Source organism: Mesorhizobium sp. CNPSo 4661 (assembly GCF_057784215.1).
Genome location: NZ_JBWGIO010000040.1, coordinates 1 through 12,950 on the forward strand (window position 1 = coordinate 1; position 12,950 = coordinate 12,950).

Here is a 12,950-nt window from a genome sequence, read left to right on the forward strand (position 1 = left end):
CCCGGCTCGACGACGAAGGCGTCGCTGCCATCGCCAGGGCCGTCGTCGCCATCCGCTCGTACTTCATGCCCAAGCGAGTCAAAGCGGCCCGCATCTGCATCCTGCTTCTGTCAAGCAAGGATAGTGGTGCGGTGCTCGTGACGCTTACGACCAAGTCAGTTCGGTGCTGGATGCCCCGAGACCGGTTTAACAGTGCGGCCGTAGGAGCATCAGCCCAGCGCCGCCGCAGGCGATCGCGGTAGGGACGCTAATTGCTGAGCGCCCCACCTACAATCCGTACGTGCAGAATTCCCGCACGGTGTTTTGACGGCGAAGCGGATTGGCGGCCAGGGGATGCAGGATTCTTGGTTTCGGAAGCCACTGCGCTGCGGATCATGCAATCAATATCGACGACTCCAAAAAGGAAGTGACGGATCTACAGATCCAATACGACGAGGCCGTCGCCTTTCCATGGAATTCCCTGCCGTTGTCGGCGTGGATCACGTCAGGCAGCGCGAAAACCGGCCACACCGCCTTGATATCGCGTGCCTCAAGCGAGGGTTCCTTCGGCATCACCATGTGTTGGATGCACAGGGCTACAGATGCCGACGACGGACTTTCCAGAGTGAGATACAATCCCGCGACCATGCGGCTTGCAATGTCGATGGCCAGCGTCAGCCAAGGCCGCTAAAGGGGTCGGCGATGCACGGCATCAAGAATAAACAGATCGACCAATGTGTGGTCGATCTGGACGATGTGAAGCGCATGATCGGCGCGATATTCCTGCACCACGGGTTCAAACCGTTCACGCGCCGCCTTCGCGCCGTCCCGATCACGCATCAGTGATCGGCAAGCTCTACACGGGCTCTTACCGCCTTCCAGGAAGGCGCTACCTTTCCGCAAGCTCGGCACAACTCTCGAACGCGGTCATGCAGGGCAGTGATCGAAGGCTTCTCCCGCCTGCGGTAGGTGTCGCGCATCGCGGTCTCGATGAGCGCCTCCATCTCTTGCGACAGGCGCCACCGCCCTTTCGCCGGCCGGGTTGTGGCCGAGCAGCGAGCTCGCGACAGGAGAGGCTCGATATCGACCGAGAAGTTCATAAAGGCGGGCTCGCCTCACACCGAGCTGGCGGCACGCGAGGCCTATGTCGGCGGGAGACAAGCGAGGAGGCGCGCGCCGCAAAGGCGCTCGGGCTTACGACCCGCCATATCTGATAGATAAGACGCTATAAATTGTCAGATATGATTACATGGAGTGCTGTCGCCATGTGATCATGGTCGAAGGCTGGCTCATAGTCGCGGACCAGCGCGCCCGAGAGACCCACCTGGCGCAGAGCTTCTCGCCATCCATCCGAAATACGCCGCGCCATTGTCCGGATCGTCTCCCGTGCCTCGGCCTGGGGAATCTCGAAAAACTCGCAGGCTTCCAGCGCGAGGTTGATAGACCGATCATGGGCGCCGCCCTCAAGGATCGCCGTCTCGAGATGCGGGTTGCGATCCGGCGCCGGGTTCGCGTCGAATACCGGCGACAAGCGCCACTGACCCGCCCCAACATAAAGGAAGTCGTGGTTCTTCAGGTGATCCTTGTTGGACACGAGAATGGTGAAGATCAGACGCCGATAGAGTTCGCGAAAGTCGGCCATGGGGTCGGAGGAATAAGACCGCATAAAATCGATGATCTCGGTATAGGAACCTAGTTCCGCCCCCCTCTTGCCGAGTGCGGTGCGCGCGGAGATGTAGGGAATCCGCGTGGCCCCACGCCGGTCGAACCGCTGGATCAGAGCAACTGGAAACGGCGTGTCCGCCAGTTCTAACCGTGTCTCGGGTGTGCGGATACCGCAGGCCGCCGCCAAGCGGAGGGTCACGACCTCGACGCGCTCGATCGGCTGTTGATCGTGGACCGAGGTGAACTTCGCCAGCCACAGCGCATCGCCGTCCCTGACATTGGCTTTGGGGCGAGCGCCGCCGGAGCCGCCGGCGCCGGCCAGCACCTGCATCTCCTCGGGCGAGATTTCCTTGCCTTGCTCATAGGCTCGCGGATCGCCGTGATGGTTTCGAGATCGACCAGACGCGGAACGGCGTCGGCCGGCTTTCCACGAATGACCTCGCCCTTGTCATCCAGAAAGCGCAACGCGCCTTGCCGGCAGGCATCGTCGGAAAGCGTGCGCCCTCCCGGCAGCGAGAGCGCCTCGTTTCGACATATCTGAGGCAGAAGGAGGGGAAAGCTTTCCCCTGATGTCGAGCCATTGTCTCAGCCGACCCTTCGAGCGGGGAGATCCCCGCAACGCCTCCAGAGTGAGAGAGCGGACCGGGTTTCCGTGAAGAGGCTGGGAGAGAGGCTCCCGCGCCCGTCGTGGAGATCGATCCCATGAACATGCAGCTTCTTTGCGCGCCGGACGTCGAACGGCGGCTACAAGGAGGACGTCACGCGCGGTGAACGCATCGGCCGCGTCTCGTCCGAATGGTTTTCGCGCCCGGCGGACGAGCGCTACCTTTCGCTGTCGGAACTGGCCCGGTCAGTGCGCGACCGCGCCGATCGCAGCCAGACCCGCGTGTGGAAAGCGCGCTGATCCATGTCGAGGCCAATCGCAACGATCCGGAGCGGCTGGCGCTAATGCTGCCTGGCGCAGAGGCACCCGTAGCGCCGACCCATTGGTCCTTTCGGCCAACTTGCCAGCCTGGTCGGCGCCCCGCCGGCTATCTGCGCCAGCTTCCCGCCGCGCTTGCCGGCATCAATCTGCAATATGGCCTGAGCTCCAACCGGGCTGAGCAGATCAAAGACCCTCGAGACAGACTGCGGCCGCGTCGAGCTGCGCGCGAGATCGCGCCACAGGGCATGACCGGGACGTACATGCCATTCACGGTCAGCAACCTTGTAGATTTTTGCTTTTGGTTTCAGCGCCTCAAGGGCGGCGCAGATTGGCGTATTTTCGGCAGCGTTTTGGGGCCTGAATCATTCCCACGCCTATGTTTCACCGCCTCAGCATGGCCGAAATGCCGTGGCGCACAAAGGGAAAATACTGGGCAAGGCGAAGGCCGGCATGTCTTGCAAACCGTGCTGCCGCGTGCTCGCCCGAGTATAGTCCGACGAGAAGATTGGTAGCGTGATAGAGCGGTGTAGCCGAGAGGCGCAGGCAGCTTTCATATCTGTGGAGCATGCCGGGATCGCCAATGTCACGTCGGTCGTGACGTGCTGACAGGATTCTACGGGCGAGCTGCTTTTGGCCGCTGAGGCCAATGTTGAATCCGTGCGCAGTCACCGGGTGCATGCCAATGGCAGCGTCGCCGATGAGTGCAGCGCTGTGAGCCCAAAACCTGTGCGCCCACGTGGTGACCAGCGGATAGCAATGGCGTGTGCTGGCCAGGGTCATTTTTCCGAGGCGCCCTCGACAGCGGTGCGTCAATTCCGTCACGAACAGATCGTCGTCGAAAGCAACAAGTCTATCGGCTTCTTTTGAGGGCAACGTGAGAAGCAGCGACGACAAGCCTTTCATCAGCGGCAACATCGCTATCGTCTGATGATGATCGAACCATTCGATTGCAACCTGGTCATGGGCACGCTCGTGCCTCACCCGGCAAATCAGCATCGAGCTGCCTAGCCGATTGATGTCGGCAGCGATGCCGAGCAGGTCGCGCGTGCGCGACAGACGCGAGTCCGCCGCAACCAGAAGCCGAGCCGTCAACCGCCTCCCGTCAGAAAGCTGTACGACCGCTCCTTTGTGGTTGTTTGTTACACCGACGACCGAGTGACCGCATAGCAGCTGGGCATGATCGTGCAGGCGGATGATCTTGAACAGGGCATCGCGGATCCGACAATTCGGGACGAGAAATCCGAGTGGTTCTGCAGACCCTCTTGGAGGATCGAAACACAGAGCGAAAGGGCTCGATCCGTTGAGCACGCGGGCGCCTTGCACGGGGGATTTGTGCGAAGCGGAGATGGCATCCCAGGCGCCGAGCTCTTGAAGGATCCTGATCGAGGCGTAGGTCAGCGCGATCTCGCGACCATCGAAAGGGGGATTCACCACCTTTTCCAGGGCCTGCTGTTCGACCACTGCCACTTTGAGATCGCTCTTTGCCAACGATGCGGCGAAGGAAAGTCCGATCGGCCCGGCTCCGGCCACAATGATGTCGAAACTGTCGTCGCAGGCGGCCATCAGCGCGCCGCCATCGCGTCAGCCATCTGCGTTAGATACTGGGGACCGGTTACGCTGGGCAGCCAGGAACGTGGCTGGTAGAATCGGCCCTTGGATACGTCCAGCCAGGGAGATCGGCCGCCAACAAGTGACATTCGCAGGTCGACGGTTCGCTGATGCTGACGACCAAACTGTCTGTTAGACATGGCGTTCTCCCTTGAAAGGTTGGCGACCAAACCACGCCGATGAGAAGATAGCCTTGATCTGGATCAGCCAGACATGACAAAGCCGGCAACGGCGGGTTCACGGTCGGCTGGTCGCTCGCCAGAGATCTTGCCTCGGTCCGGTCAGGTTATTTTGAAGTAGCTCGCTACCTTTCGGGCGGCCAGCCTCAGCAAGTTGTTCCACACCGCGCCGGCTCGGCTTACCATCGGCACAATCGTCGGCACAGTGATCTGGGTCAGGATCCAGGCTTGTCGTCCAGGTCGAGAAGGATGCGCACAGCAGCCCCCTGAAGATCCTCGTATTGACCACTCCTCCATGCCCATAGGAAGCCCGACAAACCGAGCGCCCCCAGGAACAGCGCTACCGGAATAAGATAGACGAGCGTGGTCATGGACGGGCTGCTTCGATGACATCGGTGCGGCGCCTGGCCCGAGCCGCTCCAGGCGTTCCATTCGCCGTTGCCCGAAGCCGCATCGCATTTGCGATCACGATCAGCGAGGAGGCGCTCATCGCGATCGCCGCGAGGAGCGGCGTCACATGTCCGAGGATGGCGATGGGCACGGCGAACGCGTTGTAGATGATCGCGATTGCGATGTTCTGGCGGATGAGCGGGCCACCCCTGCGCGATACATCCAGGGTGAGCGGCACCGCCAGCAGGCTTTCGCGCAGGAAGACAAAATCCGCGGCCTGGCGGCCAATGTCGGCCGCGCTCGCAGGAGCCATCGAGACATGCGCGGCGCCCAGCGCCGGCGTGTCGTTGAGGCCATCGCCCACCATCAGCACCTTGCGGCCGGCGCGGGCCAACGCCTCGATCCTCTCGACCTTTCCCGAGGGCAGCAAGGCCGGCACGAAGCTATCGATGCCCAAGGTCCCTGCCACTTCGTCGCAGGCTCTCGCAGTATCGCCCGAGAGCATCTCGACCGGGATGGCGTCGTCTTTCAATCTTTGCACCGCCGCTTTCGCGTCGGCTCGCATTGAATCCTCGAAGACGAAGCATGCGGCGATCCTGCCATTCTTAGCGAGAACCGTGCCGCCAAGGCCGCCATAGCTTCCCTCCCCGTCTGTGCTGGCCTTCCATGCGGCCCAGCCGCGCCGGCCAAGGCGCCAGATGTCGTCGCCGACCGACGCTTCGATGCCGAAGCCCGGCTCTTCCTGCACGCGGTCGAATTTGGTCCGGCTGCGAGCGGTTCCGTATGACGCCAGCGCCTTTGAAAACGGGTGCCGGGAATGAGTTGCCAGGTCCGCCGCGATCGCCAGCATGGCCGGATCGATCGATGCAGCGTCGACGAGCCTGGGCAGCCCCAGCGTCAGCGTTCCGGTCTTGTCGAACACAGCTGCGTCGATCGCCGCGAGACGCTCCATTGCCGAACCATCCTTGACCATGACGCCGGCCTCGAACAGGCGCCGCGCCGCTACGACCTGGACGATCGGGACCGCGAGGCCGAGCGCGCAGGGGCAGGTGATGATGAGCACGGCGATAGCGATGGTGAGGGCGCGGTGCCAATCGCCTGACGCTATCATCCAGCCAAGGAAGGTGGCAAAGGCCGCAAGATGGACCACGGGCGCGTAGAGTGCCGATACGCGGTCGGCGATGCGCCTGTAGCGCGAGCGGCCGCCCTCGGCGGCTTCCATCAGCCTGACCATTTCCGCCAGGAAGGAATCCTTCGCGGCGGCGGTTGCCTGGATCGTCAGCGGGCCCGTCAGGTTCAACGTGCCAGCCTGGATATGGGTGCCGGCGCTCACGGTTTTGGGCGCGCTCTCGCCCGAGACGATCGAGCAATCCAGGTCGGAATTGCCGCTGATGATATCGCCGTCGACCGGTATCCGTTCTCCGGCCGCAATGAGCAGGCGCATTCCCGGCGCGAGTTCGGCTACGGGCACGTATTCGCGTATTCCGTCGTCGCGCAGGACGACGGCCCCGCGCGCGGCAAGCCGTGACAGGCCATTGACCGCGGTTCGCGCCCGCTCGCGCATCACGTGATCCAGCGTGCGCCCGATCAGCAGGAAGAACAGCAGCGACACCGAGGCGTCGAAATAGGCGTGCTCACCGTGATTGATGGTCTCATAGAGGCTCATCGCGTAGGCGAGCGAAACCCCCACCGCGATCGGCACGTCCATGTTCATCCGGCCGTGGCGCAGCGCGTTCGCCGCGGAGCGGAAGTAAATACCGCCGGCGAAAGCCAGCGCCGGGATGGCGATCAACGCGGACAGCCAATGAAACAGATCGCGTGTTGGACCTTCCGCACCGGACCAGACCGACACCGACAGCAGCATGATGTTGCCGGCAGCAAAGCCTGCCACGGCGACGCCACGGATCAGCTCCGAGAGCGTCCTGTCCTTCTCGTGAATTTCTGGGTCGAACAGGTGCGCCTGATAGCCGAGCCGGCCGAGCACGGCAAAGAATGGCGGGACGCTGTCTCCGTGCCAGCGAATCGACACGCGCTTCGTCGACAGGTTGACGCGAGCGGACTCAACGTTCTCGACCCTGCCAAGCGCAGCCTCGATCGCTTGGATGCAAGCCCCGCAATGAACCGTCGGCACCGACAGCTCGGTCTGGTGAATGTCGCCTTCCAGGGAGCGGCTCGCCAGCTTGATCTCCTCGCTCGACGGCGATGCGGACGCTGGGGCGGCAACCTCCAACGCCATTTCAGCTCCAGGCGCGCAGCAGCTCATTGCAGGGCTCCTTTCGAAACTATGACGCGGCGAACGTCACGAAACGGCGACGTCAGTCCGGCATCCGCATCGATCTCGAGGATCCAGACGCCATCCTTCGGCGTGTGCCGGGCGGCAAACTCTAGCGTGTTCCCAGGCGCGCCGCCGGCGGATGCGGCAAGTGTGACGGCTTCGTCCTCGGCTTCGTAAGCCGGGTGGCGGAACAGCATCCTGACGCCATGCAACGGCACCGGCTTGCCCCGGCTGTCGACAAGCCGGTAGCGTATCTCGCCGGAGGCGATGCTCAGCTTGCCAGTCCAGCCGAGTGCGGCTTGCGCCCTTCCCTTCCTCGCTTCCTCGTTGAAATGCTGGCTGGCGACATAGGTGTTCTCAACGACCAGTCCGGGCCAACTCTTCCGGGCGAGCGTGGCCAACATAACGTTGACGCCGATCACGACCGTGAAGAAGACAAGAATGGAGATCAGCATATGCCGCCCCGTGAACTCGCGCGGCTTTCGCATTTCGGCGCTCATCTGCTGTTCTCCGGCGCGTTGAAACTGGCGGTGTATTCGGCGGATTCGGAACTCGCCTTGTCGTCGATGCGGAATTCGAAGCTCTGGGCCGGCTTGCCGATCGGGCCGGCTGGTTGCCTGACGAAGATCCTGAGCGTCTTCAGACGGTCGGGTTCGACTGGAATGGAGAACGAGCGACTCGCGGGCTGGTCGATGCCGACGATGCTCATCTCGCCGCCTTCAAGGCCCAGCAGCGTGACCTCGATGGTCCGCGGCTCGGGTATCATGTTGAGCAGCTTGACCGTATAGCCGTTCCGGATCGAGCCGTCCGAGAGCGTCACGAACTGCGGATTGCGATCATGCAGGACATTCAGTTCCAGCCGTTCGCGCGTCAGCAGCGAATAGACGAGCACCAGGCCGATCGCCGACCATACGCCGAGGTAGATGTAGGTGCGCAGCCGGAAGATCTTGCCGAGATGGAAATGCGCCAAGCCGTCGGCGAAGCTGCCGCTTGGCGTTCTTACCAGCGCCGGATTGACCGGGCCGGTGCCCCCGGAGGTGGCCAGCGCCATGTTGGCGTTGTAATCCGCAAGCGTCGCATAGGAAATCAGCCCGCGTTCACGGCCGATCTTGTCCATGACGCCGTCGCAGGCGTCGATGCACAGCGCGCAGGTTATGCATTCCAGCTGCTGGCCGTCGCGGATGTCGATACCCATCGGACAAACGGCGACACAGGCGTTGCAGTCGACGCAATCGCCGACTGATTGCCCCGCGGCCGAGGCCTTCTTGGCGTGGCGCGAACGCGGCTCGCCGCGCCAGTCGTTATACGTCACCGTCAGCGAGTTTTCGTCGAGCATGGCGGCCTGGATGCGCGGCCATGGGCACATGTAAGTGCAAACGTGCTCCCGCATCAGCCCGCCGAACACATAGGTGGTGCCGGTGAGCACGGCGATCGTGACATAGGCGATGGGCGCCGCCGTGCCGGTGACGACTTCGCCGAGCAGCTTCGGCGCGTCGGCGAAATAGAAGATCCAGGCGCCGCCGGTGGCCGCCGCGATTGCGAGCCAGATGGCGCGCTTGGAGGCGCGCAGGAAGAGCTTGCGAGCGCTCCATGGGGCGGCGTCCAGCTTTATGCGGGCATTGCGATCGCCTTCGATCGCCCGTTCCACGACAAGGAACAGGTCGACCCAGACGGTCTGCGGACAGGTATAGCCGCACCAGGCCCGCCCGACCGTCGATGTGATCAGGAAAAGGCCTACGCCCGCCATCATGAGAAGACCGGCGACGTAGTAGAATTCCTGCGGCCAGATCTCGATGAAGAAGAAATAGCACCGGCGATTGGCCAGGTCGATGAGGACGGCCTGATCGGGAGCGAAGGGACCCCGATCCCAGCGCAGCCATGGCGTCAGGTAATAGATGCCGAGCGTGATCGCCATCACCACCCATTTGAACTGGCGGAAACGGCCGGAGGCCCGCTTCGGAAAGATCTTCTTGCGCGCAGCATATAGCGGCTGTCGTGTCTTTGCGGAATTGACCGCTTCGGCTTTCAGTCGTCCTATCTGCTTGTTGTCAAGCACGAGCAGCTCCAGTCACAAGCGGCGATTTCGCGGCCGACGCCGACCATGGTTCTGGCAGCTGTGGGGCAAGGTTTGCCGCCATTGCACGCAGCACCGCCGGTTATCGCAAATGGTCGAGGCCCGGCGTGCGCCGGGCCTCGTCGCTTGGCGCGGGGAGGGTCGAGAATAGGCCGCCGCCTATTCTCCGCCGCCAAGCGAATGGACATAGACAGCCAATTCCTTGACCTTGATCTCGCCGAGACGATCGATCCAGGCCGGCATTACGCCTTGTTTCGGGGCGCGGACCTGGGCGGCGATGGCAGTCTCGCCCGGTCCATAGAGCCAGATGGCATCGGTCAAATCGGGTGCGCCTAACTCCTTGTCACCCTTCGCATCCTCACCATGACAAGCGATGCAGTTGTCCGCGAAGACCTTGGCGCCGGGCTCGACCATGCTGGCGTCTTTGACCGGTCCCGACAAGCTCGCCACATAGGCGCTGACCTGAGTGATCTGCTCAGCCGTGATGACGTCGCCAAAAGCGGGCATTTCCGACACGCGCGTATCCGGGTCTGTTATGAAGCGCACGCCGTGTGAAATCGTCTGCTGGATTTGCTCGACCTTGCCGCCCCACAGCCAATCGTCGTCATTGAGATTGGGAAAACCCTTGGAGCCTTGCGCGCCGGAGCCGTGGCACTGCACGCAATTGACCCGGAACGCCGCAAAGCCGGCAGCGACGGCGAATTCGCGCAATGTCTCGTCGGCCGCAACTTCCGCAACGGTCTTGGACTGTATGGCCGCGACATATTCGGCCTGGGCGGACTCTGCCGCCGCCAGCTCGTTCTTGACCGCGTTGCGGCTGGAAAAGCCCAGGACGCCCTTGGTGACGGAGCTCAGCATCGGCCAGGCGGGATACGCGATGGTGTAGCCGATCGCCCATGCGATGGTGACGTAGAAGGTGAACACCCACCAGCGCGGAAGGGGGTTGTTGAGCTCCCTGATGCCGTCCCATTCATGGCCGGTGGTCGAGATGCCCGACATATCATCGATATACTGTGTGCTCATCATCAGTCGTCTCTGAAGGGGATGCGCGCGGTTTCGTCAGCCTGGCTGAAACCGCCCGGTCGGAGCGCGAAGGCGACGCATCCAGCAAAGAAGAGCACCATGGCGAGCATGCCCCAGCTGTCTGCGAATTCGCGCATCATATTGTATTCCATCGGTTGTTTCTCCTCAGCGGTAGCCGGCGGCTTCGTCGTAGTTCTTGAAATCGACGAGCGTGCCGAGCATCTGCAGGTAGGCCACTAGGGCGTCCATCTCGGTGACCTGCTGGGGGTTGCCGTCGAAGTCGCCGACCTTGGCTTTGGGATAGCGGCTCTCCAGTGCGGATGTGTCCGCGTTGGGGTCGGCCTGTGCCATCAGATCGGCGTTGGCGTGCGAGATCATGTCATCAGTGTATGGGACGCCAACGCGTTTGCTGGCAACGAGATGCGTAGAAAAGTCCTTCACCTCGATCAGCGTGTCAGCCAGGAAGCCGTAGCGCGGCATGATTGATTCCGGCACGACGGAACGCGGGTCAGTAAGGTGCTGGACGTGCCACGCGTTGGAGTAGCGGTCGCCGACGCGCGCGAGATCCGGTCCGGTGCGTTTGGACCCCCACTGGAACGGGTGATCGTACATCGACTCAGCCGCCAGGCTGTAATGGCCGTAGCGCTCCACCTCGTCTCGGAACGGCCTGATCATCTGGCTGTGGCAGAGGTAGCATCCCTCGCGCACGTAGATGTTGCGCCCGGCAAGTTCTAGCGGCGAGTAGGGCCGCATGCCATCGACCTTCTCGATCGTGTTGTCGAGATAGAAGAGCGGCGCGATCTCGACGATGCCGCCGACGGTCACGACCAGCAGGGATCCGACAAGAAGCAGCGTGGCGTTCTTCTCGATGGTTGCGTGCCTGTCCATCAAGCCCATTTTCTGGCTCCTGATTGCGCAGGCTCGAGGGCGGGCGCGGAGCCCGGCATCGGATCCTCCTCGCGTTGGTAGCCGCGGATGGTCATGGTGACGTTCCACGCCATGATCAGCGCGCCGGAGAGGTACATGGCGCCGCCGGCGGCGCGCATGACATAATAGGGATGCATGGCGGCGACGGTTTCGGCGAAGGAGTAGACCAGGAAGCCCTGCTCGTCGTATTCGCGCCACATGAGCCCCTGCATGATGCCGGACACCCACATGACAGCGGCGTAGACAACGATGCCGAGCGTCGCCAGCCAGAAGTGCCATGTGACAAGCCGCAGCGAATAGAGCCGCTCGCGGTTCCAGAGCTTGGGCACCATGTAGTAGATCGCGCCGAACGAGATCATGCCGACCCAGCCAAGCGCGCCGGAGTGTACGTGGCCGATGGTCCAGTCGGTGTAATGACTCAGCGAGTTGACCGTCTTGATCGACATGATCGGACCCTCGAAGGTCGACATGCCGTAGAAGGCGACGGCCGCAACCATCATGCGGATGATCGGATCGGTGCGAATCTTGTCCCAGGCGCCCGACAGCGTCATGAGGCCGTTGATCATGCCGCCCCAGGAGGGCATCCACAGCATGATCGAGAACACCATGCCCAGCGTCTGCGCCCAATCGGGCAAGGCGGTGTAGTGGAGGTGGTGCGGGCCGGCCCAGATGTACAGGAAGATCAGGGCCCAGAAGTGGACGATCGAAAGGCGGTAGGAATAGACTGGTCGATTCGCCTGCTTGGGCACGAAATAATACATCATGCCGAGGAAACCGGCGGTCAGGAAGAAGCCCACGGCATTGTGGCCGTACCACCACTGGGTAAGTGCATCCTGAACACCTGAGAATGCCGAGTAGCTCTTCGATCCCAGGAATGACGCCGGCATCGACAGGTTGTTGACGACGTGGAGCATCGCGATGGTGACGATGAAGGAGAGATAGAACCAGTTGGCGACGTAAATGTGAGGTTCCTTGCGCTTCAGGATGGTGCCAAGGAAAAGGATCAGATACGCGACCCAGACGATCGTCAGCCAAAGGTCGACATACCATTCCGGCTCGGCATACTCGCGGCCTTCGGTGATGCCGAGCAGATAGCCGGTCGCAGCCATGACGATGAAAAGCTGATACCCCCAGAACACGAACCAGGCGAGATTGCCGCCGAAAAGGCGTGCCCGGCAGGTGCGCTGCACCACATACATGGACGTGCAGAGCAGCGCGTTGCCGCCGAAGGCGAAGATGACGCCGGAAGTGTGCAGCGGCCGCAGGCGGCCGAAATTGAACCAGGGCTCGACGTTGAGACCCGGATAGGCAAGCTGCATCGCGATGACCACGCCGACCAGCATGCCAACGACGCCCCAGAATACCGTCGCGATGGCGCCATAGCGGATCGGACCATCCATGTAGGCGGAAGGATCAACCGGAACGGCCGGCTTGAAATCCGTGTTGCGTAGCAGGATTGCGGTGAAGCCCGTGGCGGCGAAGAACAAAATCCACATGTGCTGGCGAAAAGGTCCGTCCACGCCAAAGCCGGCGGCCACAAGGGCACAAAAGGCAAACAGGCTTACAAGGACGATCTCTGTGCCGAATTTCATCGCGAGTCCCGATCTGAAAATTTCGGCGGACGCCAAATCCGCAGCGCATTGATTGCGCAGTCCCGGCCTGTTTGCCCTGATCCAGATCAGAGCCGCAGGATTTTTGCCTCTAGCAGCTGGCGCTACAGTCAAAGTTGGGTATCCGACTCGGGCAACTCCTTCGCTGCCCTCCCCAGGCAATGCGAGTCGAACCGCCCCTGCAGCGGAAGGGCTCGTTCGCGCCGAGCAAGTCGATAAACGCATGATGCTATCTCCCGACCGCCCAGCAAGCCGCCGACCGGCCTGCTGTCCCGCTCACCGACGCCACCGAAGT

Annotated in this window: 13 protein-coding genes and 1 pseudogene; 3 read left to right on the forward strand and 11 right to left on the reverse strand. The window is 62.3% G+C overall.

Annotated elements, in window-relative coordinates:
- Positions 1-319: 319 nt before the first annotated feature.
- On the forward strand, positions 320-670 hold the full coding sequence (locus AC0YKC_RS32375; RefSeq protein ID WP_488514007.1) for a hypothetical protein: 351 nt from the start codon (positions 320-322) through the stop codon (positions 668-670).
- An 11-nt stretch (positions 671-681) separates the two neighbouring features.
- Positions 682-825: a hypothetical protein gene (locus tag AC0YKC_RS32380; protein ID WP_488514008.1), complete on the forward strand. Its 144-nt coding sequence runs from the start codon at positions 682-684 to the stop codon at positions 823-825.
- Here the strand turns inward: AC0YKC_RS32380 and AC0YKC_RS32385 are convergent.
- Positions 819-1,079, reverse strand: coding sequence for a DNA-binding domain-containing protein (locus AC0YKC_RS32385; RefSeq protein ID WP_488514009.1), 261 nt, complete (start codon positions 1,077-1,079; stop codon positions 819-821). The two genes, AC0YKC_RS32380 and AC0YKC_RS32385, sit on opposite strands and share 7 nt — an antisense overlap.
- 125 nt (positions 1,080-1,204) lie before the next feature.
- Positions 1,205-1,969 (reverse strand): type II toxin-antitoxin system HipA family toxin, encoded by a 765-nt coding sequence (locus AC0YKC_RS32390; RefSeq protein WP_488514010.1) that lies wholly within the window; start codon positions 1,967-1,969, stop codon positions 1,205-1,207.
- A 377-nt stretch (positions 1,970-2,346) separates the two neighbouring features.
- Between AC0YKC_RS32390 and AC0YKC_RS32395 the strand changes: the two are divergent.
- A pseudogene (locus AC0YKC_RS32395) lies at positions 2,347-2,797 on the forward strand (DUF932 domain-containing protein); the annotation flags it as partial.
- A 153-nt stretch (positions 2,798-2,950) separates the two neighbouring features.
- Here AC0YKC_RS32395 and ubiM read toward each other — a convergent pair.
- The 9 genes from ubiM to ccoN form a co-directional block, all read right to left on the reverse strand.
- Positions 2,951-4,132, reverse strand: coding sequence for a 5-demethoxyubiquinol-8 5-hydroxylase UbiM (gene ubiM / locus AC0YKC_RS32400; protein WP_488514011.1), 1,182 nt, complete (start codon positions 4,130-4,132; stop codon positions 2,951-2,953).
- Positions 4,133-4,571: 439 nt separating this feature from the next.
- Positions 4,572-4,727, reverse strand: coding sequence for a cbb3-type cytochrome oxidase assembly protein CcoS (ccoS, locus tag AC0YKC_RS32405; protein ID WP_488514012.1), 156 nt, complete (start codon positions 4,725-4,727; stop codon positions 4,572-4,574).
- Complete coding sequence (locus AC0YKC_RS32410) at positions 4,724-7,009, reverse strand: cation-translocating P-type ATPase (RefSeq protein ID WP_488514013.1); 2,286 nt, start codon at positions 7,007-7,009, stop codon at positions 4,724-4,726. The genes ccoS and AC0YKC_RS32410 overlap by 4 nt, the downstream gene beginning before the upstream one ends.
- The gene (locus AC0YKC_RS32415) at positions 7,006-7,521 is read right to left on the reverse strand and encodes a FixH family protein (protein ID WP_488514014.1); all 516 of its coding nucleotides are present in this window, start codon (positions 7,519-7,521) and stop codon (positions 7,006-7,008) included. The genes AC0YKC_RS32410 and AC0YKC_RS32415 overlap by 4 nt, the downstream gene beginning before the upstream one ends.
- Positions 7,518-9,077 (reverse strand): cytochrome c oxidase accessory protein CcoG, encoded by a 1,560-nt coding sequence (ccoG, locus tag AC0YKC_RS32420; protein WP_488514015.1) that lies wholly within the window; start codon positions 9,075-9,077, stop codon positions 7,518-7,520. The genes AC0YKC_RS32415 and ccoG overlap by 4 nt, the downstream gene beginning before the upstream one ends.
- 177 nt (positions 9,078-9,254) lie before the next feature.
- Complete coding sequence (gene ccoP, locus AC0YKC_RS32425; RefSeq protein ID WP_488514038.1) at positions 9,255-10,118, reverse strand: cytochrome-c oxidase, cbb3-type subunit III; 864 nt, start codon at positions 10,116-10,118, stop codon at positions 9,255-9,257.
- A gap of 2 nt (positions 10,119-10,120) precedes the next feature.
- Complete coding sequence (locus AC0YKC_RS32430; protein ID WP_488514016.1) at positions 10,121-10,270, reverse strand: cbb3-type cytochrome c oxidase subunit 3; 150 nt, start codon at positions 10,268-10,270, stop codon at positions 10,121-10,123.
- A gap of 13 nt (positions 10,271-10,283) precedes the next feature.
- Positions 10,284-11,015 (reverse strand): cytochrome-c oxidase, cbb3-type subunit II, encoded by a 732-nt coding sequence (gene ccoO / locus AC0YKC_RS32435; protein WP_488514017.1) that lies wholly within the window; start codon positions 11,013-11,015, stop codon positions 10,284-10,286.
- A complete protein-coding gene (gene ccoN / locus AC0YKC_RS32440; protein ID WP_488514018.1) occupies positions 11,006-12,637 on the reverse strand; it encodes a cytochrome-c oxidase, cbb3-type subunit I in 1,632 nt (543 codons plus the stop codon). Before ccoN ends, ccoO begins: the two co-directional genes overlap by 10 nt.
- Positions 12,638-12,950 lie beyond the last annotated feature (313 nt).

Bases quoted from the DNA above. Each gene is read 5' to 3' on its own strand.
- AC0YKC_RS32415 (WP_488514014.1), bottom strand. From the start codon at position 7,521: ATGAGCGCCGAAATGCGAAAGCCGCGCGAGTTCACGGGGCGGCATATG.
- ccoP (WP_488514038.1), bottom strand. From the start codon at position 10,118: ATGAGCACACAGTATATCGATGATATGTCGGGCATCTCGACCACCGGC.
- AC0YKC_RS32385 (WP_488514009.1), bottom strand. From the start codon at position 1,079: ATGAACTTCTCGGTCGATATCGAGCCTCTCCTGTCGCGAGCTCGCTGC.
- AC0YKC_RS32380 (WP_488514008.1), top strand. From the start codon at position 682: ATGCACGGCATCAAGAATAAACAGATCGACCAATGTGTGGTCGATCTG.
- ccoN (WP_488514018.1), bottom strand. From the start codon at position 12,637: ATGAAATTCGGCACAGAGATCGTCCTTGTAAGCCTGTTTGCCTTTTGT.
- ccoS (WP_488514012.1), bottom strand. From the start codon at position 4,727: ATGACCACGCTCGTCTATCTTATTCCGGTAGCGCTGTTCCTGGGGGCG.
- ubiM (WP_488514011.1), bottom strand. From the start codon at position 4,132: ATGGCCGCCTGCGACGACAGTTTCGACATCATTGTGGCCGGAGCCGGG.
- AC0YKC_RS32430 (WP_488514016.1), bottom strand. From the start codon at position 10,270: ATGGAATACAATATGATGCGCGAATTCGCAGACAGCTGGGGCATGCTC.
- AC0YKC_RS32410 (WP_488514013.1), bottom strand. From the start codon at position 7,009: ATGAGCTGCTGCGCGCCTGGAGCTGAAATGGCGTTGGAGGTTGCCGCC.
- ccoO (WP_488514017.1), bottom strand. From the start codon at position 11,015: ATGGGCTTGATGGACAGGCACGCAACCATCGAGAAGAACGCCACGCTG.